The sequence below is a fragment of the Pseudomonas sp. DW-iso17 genome (assembly GCF_058725345.1).
In genome coordinates this window covers 21392-38808 of record NZ_JBZXEA010000003.1, presented here as the reverse complement: position 1 = coordinate 38808, position 17417 = coordinate 21392, and the positions used below count along the sequence as shown (strand labels likewise).

General features: G+C 61.9%; 13 protein-coding genes and 4 tRNA genes. 2 read left to right on the top strand and 15 right to left on the bottom strand.

All coding sequences use genetic code 11. From position 1 onward, the window contains the following. Positions 1–149 precede the first annotated feature (149 nt). The 7 genes from AC4PS6_RS02565 to leuC form a co-directional block, all read right to left on the bottom strand. On the bottom strand, positions 150–2675 hold the full coding sequence (locus AC4PS6_RS02565) for a FimV/HubP family polar landmark protein (RefSeq protein WP_336827384.1): 2526 nt from the start codon (positions 2673–2675) through the stop codon (positions 150–152). A 161-nt stretch (positions 2676–2836) separates the two neighbouring features. After that, positions 2837–3847 carry an aspartate-semialdehyde dehydrogenase gene (locus AC4PS6_RS02560; protein ID WP_336827383.1) on the bottom strand — a complete coding sequence of 337 codons (1011 nt, stop codon included), beginning with the start codon at positions 3845–3847 and terminating at the stop codon, positions 2837–2839. Positions 3848–4096: 249 nt separating this feature from the next. Continuing rightward, on the bottom strand, positions 4097–5209 hold the full coding sequence (gene asd, locus AC4PS6_RS02555) for an aspartate-semialdehyde dehydrogenase (protein ID WP_003192554.1): 1113 nt from the start codon (positions 5207–5209) through the stop codon (positions 4097–4099). 64 nt (positions 5210–5273) lie between these two features. Further along, positions 5274–6356 (bottom strand): 3-isopropylmalate dehydrogenase, encoded by a 1083-nt coding sequence (gene leuB / locus AC4PS6_RS02550; RefSeq protein WP_014719158.1) that lies wholly within the window; start codon positions 6354–6356, stop codon positions 5274–5276. Positions 6357–6409: 53 nt separating this feature from the next. After that, complete coding sequence (locus tag AC4PS6_RS02545) at positions 6410–7174, bottom strand: class I SAM-dependent methyltransferase (RefSeq protein WP_130174886.1); 765 nt, start codon at positions 7172–7174, stop codon at positions 6410–6412. Between the two features lie 129 nt (positions 7175–7303). Further along, positions 7304–7948, bottom strand: a complete 645-nt coding sequence (gene leuD, locus AC4PS6_RS02540; RefSeq protein ID WP_014719160.1) for a 3-isopropylmalate dehydratase small subunit — start codon at positions 7946–7948, stop codon at positions 7304–7306. A gap of 10 nt (positions 7949–7958) precedes the next feature. Next, positions 7959–9377: a 3-isopropylmalate dehydratase large subunit gene (gene leuC / locus AC4PS6_RS02535; RefSeq protein ID WP_003192562.1), complete on the bottom strand. Its 1419-nt coding sequence runs from the start codon at positions 9375–9377 to the stop codon at positions 7959–7961. A 140-nt stretch (positions 9378–9517) separates the two neighbouring features. On the opposite strand from leuC, the gene AC4PS6_RS02530 reads away from it, so the two are divergent. Further along, on the top strand, positions 9518–10408 hold the full coding sequence (locus AC4PS6_RS02530; protein ID WP_019820859.1) for a LysR family transcriptional regulator: 891 nt from the start codon (positions 9518–9520) through the stop codon (positions 10406–10408). Between the two features lie 66 nt (positions 10409–10474). Continuing rightward, entirely contained in the window at positions 10475–13753 is a 3279-nt protein-coding gene (locus AC4PS6_RS02525; RefSeq protein WP_014719163.1) for an EAL domain-containing protein, read from the top strand. Positions 13754–13762: 9 nt separating this feature from the next. Here the strand turns inward: AC4PS6_RS02525 and AC4PS6_RS02520 are convergent, their stop codons facing one another. The 8 genes from AC4PS6_RS02520 to AC4PS6_RS02485 form a co-directional block, all read right to left on the bottom strand. After that, a complete protein-coding gene (locus AC4PS6_RS02520; protein ID WP_014719164.1) occupies positions 13763–14722 on the bottom strand; it encodes a tRNA dihydrouridine synthase in 960 nt (319 codons plus the stop codon). A 55-nt stretch (positions 14723–14777) separates the two neighbouring features. Next, entirely contained in the window at positions 14778–15212 is a 435-nt protein-coding gene (locus AC4PS6_RS02515) for an acyl-CoA thioesterase (RefSeq protein ID WP_020300953.1), read from the bottom strand. 38 nt (positions 15213–15250) lie between these two features. Further along, positions 15251–16084 (bottom strand): alpha/beta hydrolase, encoded by an 834-nt coding sequence (locus tag AC4PS6_RS02510; protein WP_336827382.1) that lies wholly within the window; start codon positions 16082–16084, stop codon positions 15251–15253. Positions 16085–16099: 15 nt separating this feature from the next. Continuing rightward, positions 16100–16639: a TetR/AcrR family transcriptional regulator gene (locus AC4PS6_RS02505; protein ID WP_014719166.1), complete on the bottom strand. Its 540-nt coding sequence runs from the start codon at positions 16637–16639 to the stop codon at positions 16100–16102. A 185-nt stretch (positions 16640–16824) separates the two neighbouring features. Continuing rightward, a tRNA-Glu gene (locus AC4PS6_RS02500) sits at positions 16825–16900 on the bottom strand. An 81-nt stretch (positions 16901–16981) separates the two neighbouring features. Continuing rightward, positions 16982–17057: transfer RNA gene (locus tag AC4PS6_RS02495), tRNA-Ala, on the bottom strand. A gap of 50 nt (positions 17058–17107) precedes the next feature. After that, a tRNA-Glu gene (locus AC4PS6_RS02490) sits at positions 17108–17183 on the bottom strand. Positions 17184–17264: 81 nt separating this feature from the next. Then, a tRNA-Ala gene (locus AC4PS6_RS02485) sits at positions 17265–17340 on the bottom strand. Positions 17341–17417: the final 77 nt, after the last annotated feature.

Sequence of the window (17417 nt, the reverse complement as noted above, 5' to 3'; positions counted from 1 at the left end):
GGCTTTTAATCTGGGGCTTTTGTGGCGAGGGAGCTTGCTCCCGTTCGACAGCGCAGCTGGAGCCCGCTTTTCAGGGGCGCTACGCACCCCAGCGGGAGCAAGCTCCCTCGCCACAACAAGCCCGCTCCCACATTTTTCTGCGTCGGCCGTTAGATTCTGCCGAGCATTTCCTTGGCTTCGCTACGCTGACCCTCGTCGCCTTCGGTCAACACTTCGGACAGGATATCTCGCGCGCCGTCCGCATCGCCCATGTCGATGTAGGCCTGGGCCAAGTCGAGCTTGGTGGCCACTTCATCAGTGCCAGAGAGGAAATCGAACTCTGGCTCATCCTCAGCACCCAGCGCGGCATCTTCAGCCGTGAAGGAAGGCTCGATCGGCGGATGCTCCAGACTCTGTGACAAACGATCCAGTTCAGCGTTGACGTCGTCCAGCTCCGAAGCAAAAGCATCGGGCTTGGCTGCCGGGGCGCTCGGCTCGTCCGCCAGCGACAGGTCAAAGTCTTCTGGCAGGTCGAATTCGTCCAGCGCGGCCGGCGTCAGGGTCGGCGGCTCAACCGGCGGGACATCCTTGATCTGCCCTTCAAGGCCCGACAGGAAGTCGTCATCGGATTGCGACGTCGGCGGGTCCAGTTGCAGGTCCAGATCGAAGTCCGACAGGTCCGGCGCATCGGCCTTGGGCTCAGTCTGTTGTTTGAGCAGCGATTCAAAGGTTTGCTGGTCTTGCGCGATCTCGGCCGGCGAGGCAGCTTCCAGGTCATCCAGACTCAGGTCGAAATCGGTGTCGAAGGTGTCTGCCTGCGGGGCCGGGGTCGGCTTGTCATCGAGCAGGTCCTTGACGTACTGCGCATCCAGGGCCGCGGCAGCCACTGCGGCACTGACACCCGCCGCCAACACGGCCATGGCCGGGAAACGCGCCTTGAGCTGCTCGACCTGGGCATGGTTCTCACCGTTGGCCACCAACTGGCGCTCCTGGGTGACGAACCCGTCTTTGTTGTTCTGCAGCCCATAGACTTCCATCAGCTTCAAACGCAGGTCGCTGCGCTTGGGCTCGCGCTTGATGGCTTGTTCAAGCACATCCGCCGCCTGGTTCAGATGGCCACGGTCGATATGGGATTGGGCCTGGGCCAGGGCGTCACTGGCGTTTTCCTGAGCCACGGCAACCGCCAACGGCGCCAGCACGGAGGCGACCGTCGGTGCCACTACCGTCTCAACCACCGGCGCCGGCGCGGGCGCAGATGCTGGCGGCGTTGCGGTGGCGAGCTTGACGCTCGGCGGCGGCACTTCAAGGCCCTCGAAGCTGTCAGGCGGCAGGTCTTGATCGATATTGGAAACGAACTCAGGCTCTTCGGCCAACGCCCGTGCCATACGCAGATGTTTCTCTTCTTCGCGGCGAGCATTGCGATGGCGTGCCCACAGCAGCAGAAGCAGCAACACCACCAGCAGGGCCGCACCGCCAAGGATGCCGAGCACAATCGGGTTGGTCAGCAGGTCGTTGAACTTGCCTTCGGTGCTGGCCGGCGCAGCAGCCGGCTTGGCCGGTTCAGGCACTGGCGCTGGTGTTGCAACGGGGGCCGCCGGCTCAGCTGCAGGTTCACCCGGCAACTGCGCGGGCATCGCGGCTGTCTGTGGCTCGCCCGTTTGCGCTTGCAAACGAGCCAATTGGTCATTCTTCAGCTGGATCAGCTTCTGCAGCTTGTCCAACTGGCTTTGCAAGTCGGCGGCACGGCTTTTCAGTTCTTCGTTGTCGCGCCGCGTGGTGTCGAGCTCTTCCTGGGTCATTGCCAGCTTGTCGCTCAGGGCGCGGCTGTCACCGACGGTGCCCTTCGCGCCTTTCTTGGCAGCTTCGGCCGACACCAGGCTCAGGTTATCCTTGGCCTGGGTACTCGACGGCGCATTGCCGGCCTGGGTGCGTTTGGTCGCGTCCAACTGCGGCTTGCCGGCCACTTGGCTCTGAGGGCCACGGCGGCCCTGGCGCCAGGCGGCGTTCTGCGCGCTCACTTCGGCAATCGCTTGCGGCTGCGCCAGCGCTGTACTTTGCGTGGTATCTGGCAGGCGCAGGACCTGGCCGGTTTTCAGGCGGTTGATATTGCCGTCGACAAAGGCATCCGGGTTAAGCGCCTGGATGGCCAGCATCGTTTGCTGGACCGAGGCGCCATTGCGGTTCTTTGCGGCAATTTCCCACAAGGTATCGCGGGACGTGGTGGTGTGCTGGGCAGGCGTGCTGGCGGCTGGCGCGGTACTGGCCGGCGCGCTCGCCGTCGGCGCTGGCTGATCGAACTTGGCCGGGTCGAGCAGTACGCTGTAGTCACGCATCAAACGGCCATTGGGCCATTGCACCTGCATGAGGAAGCGCACATAGGAATCGGGCAGAGGCTTGCTGGAGGTCACGCGCACCACGCTGCGACCTTCGGGGTTGATCACCGGGGTGAACGTCAGGTCATCGAGAAACGCCTGGCGGTCGACACCCGCATCCACGAAGGCCTGGGCCGACGCCAGGCTAGGGGTGATCTCGGACGCCGTAAGGCCGCCCACATCGCGCAATTCGATTTCCACCGACAGCGGCTGGTTCAACTTCGACTTGAGGGTCATCTCCCCAAGTTGCAGCGCCTGCGCCATACCGGAGGACAGCGCCGAGGCGGCCGCTATTGCGAACACCAGTTTGCGAACTTGAACCATAGCCTCATCCTTTGTTTGAACGCTTCCCGCCCTGCGAGAAGGTTGGTAACCGCTGCCATTAGGCATGGCGAGCCGATAGGTCACCGACGCGCTTGTGTTTCACTTGGGACCAAGCATAGCGCCTGGTTAGAATCAATCTACAAATTGCCGCCAAGTATCTTTTACACAAGGCCTTTTATCAACAACTGCGCCAGCTCCACGGCGTTCAGGGCCGAGCCTTTGCGTACGTTATCTGACGTCAGCCAAAGATTTAGTTCCGCCGGGTCGTCGATACCGGCGCGAACTCGCCCTACATACACCACGTCCTGGCCGACGGCGTCGCCTACGGCCGTGGGGTAATCGCCCTCCTCGACCCGCTCTATTCCCGGTGCAGCGTCGAGGGCACGGTTCACCGCGGCCAGGTCGACCGGCGCGGCCAGTTGCAGCGACACAGCCAGGCTATCGCCGAAAAACACCGGGGCTTGAACGCAGGTGGCGGAAATCTTTAGTAAAGGTGTTTCCAGCACCGCACGCAGTTCGTGTACGAGACGTTTCTCTAGGGCGGTATGACCTTGGGCATCCGGCGTGCCGACTTGCGCCAGCAGGTTGAACGCCACTTGCCGATCAAAGAACGCCGGTTCCAAGGGACGCACGTTCAACAGTTCAGCGGTCTGGCGCGCCAACTCGCTGACGGCCTCGCGGCCCTGGGCAGAGATGGCCAGGTTAGCGGTGACGCTCACGCGCTGGATGTCCACCACACCGCGCAAGGGCGCCAGCAGCACCGCGAGGTACGTGGCACAGGGGCTCGGGCTGCCGAGTTGAAAAGGCTTTTTCAACGCGTTCAGCACATGGGCGTTGGCCTGCGGTACCACTTGCGGCGCCTGCTCGGCGGGCAATGCGCCGGACAAGTCAATCACCGCGCAACCAGCGGCGGTGGCACGCGGAGCGAAGCTCAAGGTCACCGCCGGGCCTGCAGCGAAGAACGCCAACTGCACCTTGCTGAAGTCAAACGTGTCGACTTCTTTGACCCGCACGTTCTTGCCCCGAAACGGCACCGAAGCCCCCGCCGAGTTGCTGCCCGCCAGCAGGTACAAGGTGCCCACCGGGAACTCCAGTTCTTCGAGAATCTGCACCAGGGTTTCACCCACGGTACCGGTGGCGCCGATCACGGCGATTTCAAAGGTCTGGGTCATGGGGTTGCCTCGGGCATTACGGGGGAGCGGCACTTTACCGGGTGGTAGAGGGTGAGGCAATTACAGCCCCCCTGATCGTTCCCACGCTCTGCGTGGGAATGCCTCCTGTGACGCTCCGCGTCACGCCTCTAAAGCAGACGCAGAGCGTCCAGAGCTGCATTCCCTCGCAGAGCGTGGGAATGATCACAAAGGCAACAAAAAACCCGCGCCTGTCACCAGAACGCGGGTTTCTGTTATTGCTTCAAGCGATCAACGCTCCAGCAAAATCCGCAACATGCGACGCAACGGCTCAGCCGCGCCCCACAGCAGTTGGTCGCCGACGGTGAACGCGCCGAGGAACTGGCTGCCCATGTTCAGCTTGCGCAGACGGCCCACCGGTACATTCAGGGTGCCGGTGACCTTGGTCGGGCTCAGCTCCTGCATGCTGATATCGCGGTTGTTCGGCACCAGCTTGACCCAGGGATTGTGCTGGCTGATCAGGCCTTCGATATCGGCGATCGGCACGTCTTTGTTCAGCTTGATGGTCAGCGCCTGGCTGTGGCAACGCATGGCGCCAATGCGCACGCAGATGCCATCCACCGGGATCGGGTTCTTGAAGCGACCCAGGATCTTGTTGGTTTCGGCCTGGGCCTTCCACTCTTCACGGCTCTGGCCGTTAGGCAGTTCCTTGTCGATCCACGGGATCAAGCTACCGGCCAATGGCACGCCAAAGTTCTCGGTCGGGTAAGCGTCGCTGCGCATGGCCTCGGCCACACGGCGGTCGATATCGAGAATCGCACTCGCCGGGTCAGCCAGTTGATCGGCGACAGCGGCGTGGGTCGCGCCCATCTGCTTGATCAGTTCGCGCATGTTCTGCGCGCCGGCGCCGGAGGCCGCCTGATAGGTCATGGCGCTCATCCACTCCACCAGGCCCGCTTCGAACAGGCCACCCAGGCCCATCAGCATCAGGCTCACGGTGCAGTTGCCGCCCACGTAGTTCTTGGTGCCGGCGTCCAGTTGCTGATCGATGACCTTGCGGTTGACCGGATCGAGGATGATCACCGCGTCATCCTGCATGCGCAGGCTCGAAGCGGCGTCGATCCAGTAACCCTGCCAGCCGGCTTCGCGCAGCTTGGGGAAGACTTCGCTGGTGTAGTCGCCACCCTGGCAGGTCAGGATCACGTCGAGGCTCTTCAACTCTTCAATGCTGTAGGCATCCTTGAGCGGGGCAATATCCTTGCCCACGGACGGCCCTTGGCCACCTACGTTCGAAGTGGTGAAAAACACCGGCTCAATAAGATCGAAATCCTGCTCTTCCAGCATCCGCTGCATGAGCACGGAACCGACCATACCGCGCCAACCGATCAGACCTACACGTTTCATCGCAACTACACCTTGTTAAAAAGTGGGCCGCCTTGCAGCAACAACTGCAAGCGGGCCCGAGAGATTACAGATTCCGCAGCGCGGCGACTACTGCGTCGCCCATTTCTTGCGTCCCGACCTTGGTGCAACCCTGGGACCAGATATCGCCCGTGCGCAAGCCCTGATCCAGCACCAGGCTGACAGCCTTCTCGATGGCGTCCGCCGCATCGCCCAGGTTGAAGCTGTAGCGCAGCATCATCGACACCGACAAAATCGTCGCCAGCGGGTTGGCAATGCCCTGCCCCGCGATGTCTGGCGCCGAACCGTGGCACGGCTCGTACATACCTTTATTGTTGGTGTCCAGGGACGCCGACGGCAGCATGCCGATGGAACCGGTGAGCATCGACGCCTGGTCGGACAGGATGTCGCCGAACAGGTTGTCGGTGACGATCACGTCGAACTGCTTGGGTGCGCGCACCAACTGCATGGCGGCGTTGTCGACGTACATGTGGCTCAGTTCGACGTCCGGGTAATCCTTGGCGACTTCTTCGACGATTTCACGCCACAGCTGGCTGGAAGCCAACACGTTGGCTTTATCCACCGAGCAGACCTTTTTACCGCGCACCCGCGCCATGTCGAAACCGACACGGGCGATACGGCGGATTTCGCTCTCGCTGTACGGCAGCGTGTCGTAGGCCTGGCGTTCGCCATTTTCCAACTCGCGCACGCCCCGTGGCGAGCCGAAGTAGATACCGCCGGTCAGCTCGCGCACGATGAGGATATCCAGGCCCGCCACCACTTCCGGCTTGAGGCTCGACGCGTCGGCCAGTTGCGGGTAGAGGATGGCCGGGCGCAGGTTGCCGAACAGGCCCAGTTGCGCACGGATTTTCAGCAGGCCGCGCTCAGGGCGGATGTCACGCTCGATCTTGTCCCATTTCGGCCCACCCACGGCGCCGAGCAGCACGGCATCGGCAGCCCGGGCGCGGTCGAGGGTCTCGTCGGCCAGCGGCACGCCGTGCTTGTCGATGGCGGCGCCGCCGATCACATCGTGGCTCAGCTCGAAGCCCAGGTTGTACTTGCTGTTGGCAAGCTCAAGGACCTTGACCGCTTCGGCCATGATTTCCGGACCAATACCGTCGCCAGGGAGAATCAGAATCTGCTTGCTCATGCGTTCCTCATTTCATCAAGCGACCCGCCCGTGGGCAGGTCGGGAAAAATCAATCAGCGTTCGGCGAAGACCACCAGCACATCGGTGCTGAAGGTGCCGTCGGCTTGAATGTCGTAATAATCGCGCACTTCCTGGCCCATCGCCTGTTGCAGCTTAAGGATTGCCGCACGCAAGACCTCTGGCGTGCGCATGCGCTCGACCCACGAGGTGTATTCCAGGCGCAAGCGCTGGCGACTGCTGTTGCGCACGTGCAGGCCAGCCTCACTCAACTGGCGCATCCACTCGGCGCCGGAGTAATCACGCACGTGGCTGGTGTCGCGCAGCACTTCGACGGTTTGCAGGTAAGTGTCCAACAGGGGGCTGCCCGGTGACAAGACATCCACAAATGCCGCCACGCCGCCCGGCTTGAGCACCCGGCGCACTTCACGCAGGGCCAGGCCGAGGTCGCTCCAGTGATGGGCCGAATAACGGCTGAATACGAAGTCGAACTCACCCTCGGCAAAGGGCAAGCGCTCAGCGGCGCCGTGCACGGTGCGGATGTTGTCCAGGTTGCGGTCTTTGGCGGCGGCGGCCACCACGTCGAGCATGGGCTGGGACAAGTCGTAGGCCACCACTTCTTTGACCAGAGGCGCCACATGGAAGCTGACATGACCGGCACCGCAGCCCAGGTCCAGCAAGCGTGCAGCGCCCTGCCCGGCCAGCTCGGCCTGTAGCACAGCGAATTCGGTGCCCTGGGCGTGTACGGCGCTGCTCAGGTAGGCCGAGGCTTGCTCGCCGAATTGTTTTTGCACGACTTGGGTGTGGGCGGTGGTGGTCATGGTGGCTTTCCTTGGGGTTTGTGGTGGTTGCACTGGCGCTATCGCAGGCAAGCCAGCTCCCACCGTTGGAATGCACTCCAATGTGGGAGTCGGGCTTGCCCGCGATGGGGCCCGCACGGTTACCGCAAATCAGGCATCGCGAAACAACCAGGGCTGGCTCGCCCGGTGCCTGGTTTCAAACGCAGCAATCGCATCGCCGTCCTGCAAGGTCAGGCCAATGTCATCCAGACCGTTGATCAGGCAGTGCTTACGGAAGGCATCCACTTCAAAGTGGTACACCTTGCCGTCCGGGCGGGTCACGGTTTGCGCGGCCAGGTCCACCGTCAATTGGTAGCCGACATTGGCCTCCACTTGCTGGAACAACTCGTCCACTTCTGCGTCGCTCAAGATGATCGGCAACAGGCCGTTCTTGAAGCTGTTGTTGAAGAAGATATCGGCGTAGCTCGGCGCGATGATGCTGCGAAAGCCGTACTCTTCCAGGGCCCACGGCGCGTGTTCACGGCTGGAGCCGCAACCGAAGTTTTCCCGAGCCAGCAACACGCTGGCACCTTGGTAACGCTCGGCGTTGAGCACAAAGTCCTTGTTCAGGGGGCGCTTGGAGTTGTCCTGGTAGGCGTAGCCCACGTCCAGGTAGCGCCACTCATCGAACAGGTTGGGGCCGAAACCGGTGCGCTTGATCGACTTCAAAAATTGCTTTGGGATGATCTGGTCGGTGTCCACATTGGCACGGTCCAACGGCGCTACAAGGCCTGTGTGTTGGGTAAAAGCTCTCATCGGGTTTTCCTCAGATCAATTCGCGAACGTCGATGAAACGACCGTTGACGGCAGCAGCGGCGGCCATGGCCGGGCTCACCAGGTGGGTACGCCCACCCGCGCCCTGACGCCCTTCGAAGTTACGGTTGGAGGTCGATGCGCAATGCTCGCCCGACTCCAGGCGGTCCGGGTTCATCGCCAGGCACATCGAGCAGCCCGGCTCCCGCCATTCAAAACCGGCTTCGAGGAAAATTTTGTCCAGCCCTTCGGCTTCCGCCTGGGCTTTAACCAGCCCGGAACCTGGCACCACAATGGCTTGCTTGATAGTCGAGGCCACCTTGCGGCCCTTGGCGATCACCGCCGCGGCGCGCAGGTCTTCGATCCGCGAGTTGGTGCAGGAGCCGATAAATACACGGTCCAACTGGATATCAGTGATCGCCTGATTGGCGGTCAACCCCATGTATTTCAAGGCGCGCTCGATGGAGCCGCGCTTGACCAGGTCGGCCTCTTTGGCCGGGTCCGGCACGTTCTGGTCAACGGCCAAGACCATTTCCGGCGAAGTGCCCCAGCTGACTTGCGGCTTGATCTGCGCAGCGTCGAGTTCAACCACGGTGTCGAACACTGCGTCAGCGTCGGAGACCAGGTCTTTCCAGGCTTCGACGGCGGCATCCCAATCGGCGCCTTGCGGCGCGAAGGGGCGACCCTTGACGTATTCGACGGTTTTTTCGTCCGCCGCCACCATGCCCACGCGGGCACCGGCTTCGATGGACATGTTGCAGATGGTCATGCGGCCTTCGATGGACAGGTCGCGGATTGCACTGCCGGCGAACTCGATGGCATGGCCGTTACCGCCGGCGGTGCCGATCTTGCCGATCACGGCGAGCACGATGTCCTTGGCGGTCACGCCAAACGGCAACTGGCCTTCGACACGCACCAGCATGTTCTTCATTTTCTTGGCCACCAGGCACTGGGTGGCAAACACGTGCTCCACCTCGGAGGTGCCGATGCCATGGGCCAAAGCGCCGAACGCACCATGGGTGGAGGTATGGGAGTCACCGCAGACCACGGTCATGCCCGGCAAGGTGGCGCCCTGCTCCGGGCCAATGACGTGGACGATGCCTTGGCGCACGTCATTCATCTTGAATTCGGTGATGCCGTACTCGTCGCAATAGTCGTCAAGGGTCTGCACCTGCAACCGCGAGACCTGGTCGGCAATGGCTTCGATACCGCCCTTGCGCTCAGGGGTGGTCGGCACGTTGTGGTCCGGCGTGGCGATGATGGAGTCGACGCGCCAAGGCTTGCGCCCGGCCAGTCGCAGGCCTTCGAACGCTTGGGGCGAGGTCACTTCATGGATGATGTGACGGTCGATATAGATCAGCGACGATCCATCATCGCGACGTTTCACTTCATGGGAATCCCAAAGCTTGTCGTAAAGCGTTTTGCCGGCCATCAGTCGGTCCTCATCAGCGGTGCTTCTATACGCCGGGCTTTTCAATAACCCTTTGGCTTGTGAGGCTGATGGTATGGCGCTACATTAAATAACTCAAATTCATATTTTTTATGCTTTGGATTACCAACTGGAATAGCACCATGGACCTGGCCAACCTCAACGCCTTTATCGCCATCGCCGAGACCGGCAGCTTCTCCGGCGCCGGCGAACGCCTGCACCTGACCCAGCCGGCCATCAGCAAGCGCATCGCCGGTCTGGAACAACAATTGAAGGTACGACTGTTCGACCGCCTGGGCCGCGAAGTCGGCCTGACCGAGGCCGGGCGGGCCTTGCTGCCCCGCGCCTATCAAATCCTCAACGTGCTGGACGACACCCGCCGGGCCCTGACCAACCTCACCGGCGAAGTCAGCGGCCGCCTCACCCTGGCCACCAGCCACCATATCGGCCTGCACCGCCTGCCACCGATTCTGCGCACCTTCACCCGGCAATACCCGAATGTGGCACTGGATATTCAGTTTCTGGATTCAGAAGTGGCCTACGAAGAAATCCTCCACGGCCGTGCGGAAGTCGCAGTGATCACCCTGGCGCCAGAGCCCCACAACCTGGTACGCGCCACCCGGGTGTGGGACGACCCGCTGGATTTTGTGGTGGCGCCGGAACACAGCCTGATCAGCAACGGTTCCGTCAGCCTGGCCGATATCGCCGGGCATCCGGCGGTATTTCCCGGCGGCAACACCTTTACTCACCATATTGTCAGCCGCCTGTTCGAGGCCCAGGGCCTCACACCTAATATTGCGATGAGCACTAACTACCTGGAAACCATCAAGATGATGGTCTCCATCGGCCTGGCCTGGAGCGTGTTGCCGCGCACCATGCTCGATGATCAGGTGGCAAGTATCGCTTTGCCGGGCATACAGCTCAGTCGCCAGCTAGGCTATATCGTGCACACCGAAAGGACGCTGTCGAACGCTGCGCGGGCTTTCATGAGCCTGTTGGATGCACAGGTCGATCTGCCAGGGTTATCGGCATGACACCGTGCGGGCCAAGGGTTTGGGTCAAACCGCGCGGTTTTCTCAATGAGCCAAGGCCCTTTGATAATGCGCAACCCCCTTGACCCGATTCCACCCCTGCCCCGCATCTACGCCCTGGACCCTCAAGCGGCGGAACAAAGCTGGGACAGTGCCCCGCAGCTGCTGGCGGCCCTCAATGCCGCGCGGCTGGGTGCCTGGTGCTGGGAAATCGACACAGGAAGAATCAGTTGGTCACGGGGCACCCAGGCGCTATTCGGCTTTGACCCGCGCCAGCCTCTGCCCAAGGACCTGGACTACCTCGACCTGCTGGCCCCGCAAGACAGCGCGCGGGTGGTGCGCGGCTTTCATGCGGTGCTCGCCGGAGAGCCTTTCGACCGCGCCATGCACCACCGTATCCAATGGCCCGATGGCAGCCTGCACTGGCTGGAAATCAGCGGCAACCTGGCCCCCGACAAAGCCGGACGGCGACGCATGATCGGGGTGATCCGCGAGATCACCCACCAACGCGACCGTGAACACGCCCTCAGCCATTCGGAAAAGCGCTTCGCCACACTCTTCCACCTGTGCCCGAACATGGTGCTGCTGACGCGCCAGGCCGACGGCTTGATCAGCGAAGCCAACCAGTATTTCGAGATGCTGTTCGGCTGGCCAGTGGCCGATGCCATCGGCCGCACCACCCTGGAACTGGGCCTGTGGCGCCATCCGGAACAGCGGGCGCTGCTGGTCAAGGCCACCCAGCGCAAAGGCGAACCCATCACCATGGAAGTGCAGTTCTGCGCCAGCAACGGCCAGATCCATGACGGCACCCTCAGCGCACAAAAGGTCGAACTGGACGGCGAGGCGTACCTGATCAGCACGTTCCTGGACACCACCGAACGTAAAAACGCCGAGCAAGCACTCAAGGACAGCCAGGAGCGCCTGGACCTGGCTCTGGATTCCGCGCAACTGGGCACCTGGGATTGGCACATCCCCAGCGGCATGCTCTACGGCTCGGCGCGTGCCGCCCAGTTGCACGGGCTGGAACCCGCGCCGTTCCATGAATCCTTCGATGCGTTTTTTGAGGGCATGTCCGATGAAGACCGCGAGGGTATGCGCCATGCGTACCGCAGTTTGCGCGAAGGCCCGGACGGCAACTATCAGTTGACCTACCGCGTGCAAATGGAAGACGGCAGCCCGCGTTACCTGGAGAGCCGCGCACGCCTGTATCGCGATGAGTCAGGCAAGCCCCTGCGCATGGCCGGCACCTTGCTGGATATCACCGACCAGGTCGAGCGCGAGCAACGGCTGACCGCCTCGGAGGAAAAGTTCGCCAGCCTGTTCCAGGCCAGCCCCGACCCGATCTGCGTCACCTGCCTGGACAGCGGCGCGTTCATCGAGATCAACCCGGCGTTTACCCAGACGTTTGGCTTTACAGCCGCCGAAGTACTCGACAAAAGCGCCGAACAAATCGGCCTGTGGGACGACTCCAGCAAGCGCCTGCAACGCATCGAGCAGGTGATTCGCGAGCAGGCCCTGAGCAATGTGGCCATCGTGGTGCATCACAAGGACGGCCAAAGCCTGACTTGCATGATTTCCAGCCGTTTAATCAAGGTCAGCGACCAGCCGTGCATCGTCACCACGCTGCGCGATATTACCCAACAGCAACGCTCGGAAGCCGCACTCAAGGCCAGCGAAGAGAAGTTCGCCAAGGCGTTCCACTCCAGCCCCGATGCGATTTCCATCACCGAGCGCGACACCGGCCGCTATGTGGAGGTCAACGATGGCTTTTGCCGCCTGACCGGTTACCGCACCGAAGAGGCCATCGGCCTGACCCTGTACCAGATCGGCATCTGGGCCGACGAAAACCAACGCGCCGCACTGTTGGCCGAGTTGCAGATCAAGGGGCGCATTCACCACCTGGAAATGCTCTGGCGCAACAAGCGTGGCGAGGTACTGGCGGTGGAGGTCTCGGTGGAGCCGATCACCTTGAATGAAACCCCCTGCCTGCTGCTGACCGCACGGGATGTGAGCCTATTGAAGAACGCCCAGGCACAAATCCGGCACCTGGCCTATCACGACCCGCTGACCAACCTGCCGAACCGCGCACTGCTGATGGACCGCCTGAGCCAGCAGATCGCCCTGCTCAAGCGCCACAACCTGCGCGGCGCCCTGCTGTTTCTGGACTTGGACCACTTCAAGCACATCAACGACTCCCTCGGCCACCCCGTTGGCGATACCGTGTTGAAAATCGTCACCGCGCGCCTGGAAGCCAGCGTGCGCATGGAGGACACCGTGGCGCGCTTGGGCGGCGATGAGTTTGTGGTATTGCTCAGCGGCCTGGAGGGCACCCGCCAGACGGTCAGCAGCCAAGTGCAAGCGCTGGCCGATACCCTGCGCGAATTGCTCTCGGAGCCGATGTTTCTCGACGGTCATCGGCTGCAGGTCACACCCAGCATCGGCGTGGCACTGATCCCCGACCACGGCACCACACCCGCCGATTTGCTCAAGCGCGCCGACATCGCCCTGTACCGCGCCAAGGACTCCGGGCGCAACACCACGCAGATGTTCCACAACAGCATGCAAAGAACCGCTAGCGAACGCCTGCGCATGGAGACTGACTTGCGCCTGGCCTTGTCACGCGGCGAATTCAGCGTGCATTACCAGCCCCAGGTGGATGCGCGCGGCAACCGGATAGTCGGCGCCGAGGCCCTGGTGCGCTGGCAGCACCCACAATTGGGCGCGCAGTCACCGGCGGAATTTATCAAGGTATTGGAAGACAGCGGCCTGATCCTGGAGGTCGGCACCTGGATTCTCGATGAAGCCTGCGGCGCCTTTGCCCAGTTGATTGCCGATGGCCTGGTAGACCCGCTCAATTTCAGCCTGTGCGTGAATATCAGCCCCCGGCAGTTTCGCCAGAACGACTTTGTGGAACGGGTGGAGCACAGCCTCAAGCAACACGGCCTGCCGTTCAGCCTGCTGAAACTGGAAATCACCGAAGGCATCGTGATCCAGAACCTGGACGATACCGTGGTGAAGATGCGTCGCCTGAAAAAACTCGGCGTGAGCTTTGCAATGGATGATTTCGGCACCGGCTACTCATCCTTGACCTACCTCAAGCGCTTGCCGGTGGATGCGCTGAAGATCGATCAGTCGTTCGTGCGCGATGCGACCCACGACCCCAATGATGCAGAAATCATCCGCGCCATTGTGGCCATGGCGCGCAGCCTGAACCTGGAAGTCATCGCCGAGGGGGTGGAAACCCTGGAGCAACTGGCGTTCCTGCAAAAGCTCGGCTGCCATTTATTCCAGGGCTATTTGCACAGCCGACCGTTGCCGATCGAGGGGTTCAGGCAGCTGCTGGAGTAAGGCTGCCGGTTAAACGGCTGTTGGATGCGGCATACCCAGCAGGCGGCTGACTTGGTTCAAGTCCGTCTCCCGGCGTAGGGCCGTGAACAACTCCACCGCTTGCGGGTAGTTGCGCGTGAGCATCGCCAGCCACTGTTTCAAGCGGCCGGGCGCCTGCTTCTCCGTCAGTTGCGCCACCGACTGACGCCAGAACTCCTGAAGCATCGGCTGCATCTGCGCCCAGGTCATCTCGACCACCTCTTCGCCGGCCTTGGCCGCCACAATCTGCCGCGCCAGATCGGGCCGCGCCACCAGGCCACGGCCCAGCATGATGTCTTCGGCACCGCTGATTTCGCGGCAGCGTTTCCAGTCTTCGACGCTCCAGATATCGCCATTGGCAAACACCGGCACCTTGACCACGTCCTGCACCCGCGGGATCCACTCCCAATGAGCCGGCGGCTTGTAGCCATCGGCCTTGGTGCGTGCATGCACCACGATATGCGCAGCGCCGCCCTCGGCCAGGGCCGTGGCGCACACCAGCGCGCCATCCGGGCTGTCGAAGCCCAGGCGCATCTTGGCGGTCACGGGAATATGGGCGGGTACGGCGCGGCGCACGTGCTCGACGATCTGGTTGAGCAGCTCCGGCTCCTTGAGCAGCACCGCGCCACCTCGGGATTTATTCACGGTCTTGGCCGGACACCCGAAGTTCAGGTCGATCACTTCGGAGCCCAATTCACAGGCCAGGGCGGCATTTTCCGCCAGGCACACTGGGTCGGAACCGAGCAACTGCACCCGCAACGGCACACCAGCCGCCGTGTGGGCACCGTGCAGCAGTTCAGGCGCGAGCTTGTGGAAATAGGCAGGCGTGAGCAGGCGGTCGTTGACCCGGATGAACTCGGTCACGCACCAGTCGATACCGCCCACGTGGGTCAACACGTCCCGCAGGATGTTGTCGACCAACCCCTCCATGGGCGCCAAAGCAATTTGCATGGAAAACACTCAACAAAAATCGTGGCGCAGTTTACTGGGTTTCCCGCGGCAACCGTTAACCCCCTGTCAGGGCGGGGCCGTAACCTTCAATAAACTCGGCGGGCATGCGCTTGGGCTTGCCGCTGGACAACTCAATACATACGAAGGTTGTTTGCGCGCGCAGCAGGGTCGCGCCGTCACGGGGGCGTACAAGTTGGAAACGGCGGGTCATCTTCAGGCGCTGGTCCCAGTCGACGATCCAGGTGGCCAGTTGTAACTCATCGCCCTCATAGCCTGCCGCCAGGTAGTCGATCTCATGGCGTACCACGGCCATGGCGCGGTCGAGGCGGCGGTATTCGGTGAGGTCCAGCCCCAGGCGCTGGGAATGGCGCCAGGCACAACGCTCCAGCCATGAGACGTACACCGCATTATTGGCGTGCCCCAGGCCGTCGATGTCCTCAGCCGCAACCTGCAGATCGATGATGAACGGCGTTGCCAAATCCCAGCCCATACCTTGCTCCAGTCGATTGATGTCGGCGGGGCAGTGTATCAGGCGATCTGCCGCTCCTGTAGACGGCAGCCGGCCAATAGGGCGAGCACAGCATCGATGACCTGCGGGTCGGCGAGCACTTTCTGGTGGCCGCCCTGCTCCAAGCGCAGCAGGCGGCTGTCGAACCAGGCTTCGTGAATGGCTTGAGCCGCCCTGACCGGAACAAAGGTGTCGTCTTCGGCGTGGACGATCAGGCCGGGAATGTTCATTTGGTAGTGGGCCACGTCCAGATGCTTGAGCGGCATGCCCATGCTCAACTCCACTTCTTGGATAAAGGCTGAGCGCGCCCGTGGCGGCAAGCCGACCATGCGGGTGAACCCGCGTAGCACATCCAGAAAGCGCGACGGTGCGGCAATGCTGACCAATGCCTGCGTACGCAACCCCAACTGCACCGCCAACATCGCACTGGCGCCGCCCATGGAATGGCCGACCACCGCATACAGCGGCGGCAGCTCGGCCGCCGCCTCAAGCATGGCGCGGGCAAACAGCAGTACATGGGCTTCACGCCCTGGCGACCGGCCGTGGGCGGGACCGTCCAGGGCAATTACCGAATAGCCGTTGTCGACCAACGCCGTGATCAAGCTAGCGAACTGGGTGGGCCGGCCTTCCCAGCCATGCATCAGCAGCACCGCCGGGCCATGCCCCCATCGCAACGCCGACAGACCGAAACGCAGGGTAATGCGCTCCGATTGGGCCAGCAGCGGCAGCTCCCAGTCACGCGGCGGCAGATCGCGCGGGGTCATGAAGGTGCGACGCATCTTGCTGGCGACCGCATGCGGCGCAAGGCGCCCCACCGTGCCATTGAAACCACGAACCCAGGTCAATGCGCCCATCTCGCGTCCCCTTTTTCAGCGTACCGCCGACTTGGCCGCACGTATCACCCGATCCGATAACTCGCCCGGCCCCAGCGCCCGCGCCAGGGTCAGCCCCCCGACCATCAAGGCCATGTCCGCCAGGGCTTTGTCGATCTCTTCAGGGCTGCCGGCCAGTTGCGCAGCCATCAACTCGACGTGCTCGTTCAAGACCTCGCGAAAAGCATCCGGCAAGCGCCCCATCTCCCCCACCGTCGCGGGCAACGGGCAGGCCTGGGTCGTGGAGTCGCGGTGCTTGCGTGACAGATAAAACGCGGCGACCAACGTGCGACGCTCTTCGCCGGTCAGCTGGTCATCCAAGTCATCGATGGAGGCGCGGCGCTGCGCCAACAACTGGTTGAACGCTTCCAGCATCAGTGCGTCTTTGCTTTCAAAATGCGCGTAGAAGCCTCCTACCGTCAGCCCAGCCGCCCCCATCACCTCGCCCACACTGGGCTCAGCCGGGCCACGCTGGATCAACGCCGCGCTGGCAGCCTGCAAAATACGTTCGCGGGTTTGCGCTTTTTTATCGCTCATCGAAGCCTCCGTCTCTCATGGGGTTTAATATTATTACCATAATAATATTTGGCAAGCGACAAGCACGACCGCCGGTCAGAACAGAAAAATGGGTAATAAAGGAGGGAATTGGCCAAACGCCAGACAAACAAAAGGGCCATTCAATAATTGAATGACCCTTAAAAATCCCGCAGAGCGGGTAATCGTGGCGTCCCCTAGGGGACTCGAACCCCTGTTACCGCCGTGAAAGGGCGGTGTCCTAGGCCACTAGACGAAGGGGACACAAACCTTCTATACAACTGATCAGCGCTGAGAACTGATCGATTCAAGGACGGTGTGGCCGGAACCTTGAACCTGTAAAATTGGTGGAGCTAAACGGGATCGAACCGTTGACCTCTTGCATGCCATGCAAGCGCTCTCCCAGCTGAGCTATAGCCCCGGATTTTTCGTCTCGCGACGCAGCAGACCTTTCGAGCTGCTTGTTGAAACTGGCGTCCCCTAGGGGACTCGAACCCCTGTTACCGCCGTGAAAGGGCGGTGTCCTAGGCCACTAGACGAAGGGGACACAAACCTTCTATACAACTGATCAGCGCTGAGAACTGATCGATTCAAGGACGGTGTGGCCGGAACCTTGAACCTGTAAAATTGGTGGAGCTAAACGGGATCGAACCGTTGACCTCTTGCATGCCATGCAAGCGCTCTCCCAGCTGAGCTATAGCCCCTCATCGGTGAGGACGGGGCGAATCTTAATGGCGGTTTGGAAACGTGTCAAATTTATTTTCAACAATTTCCAAAATTT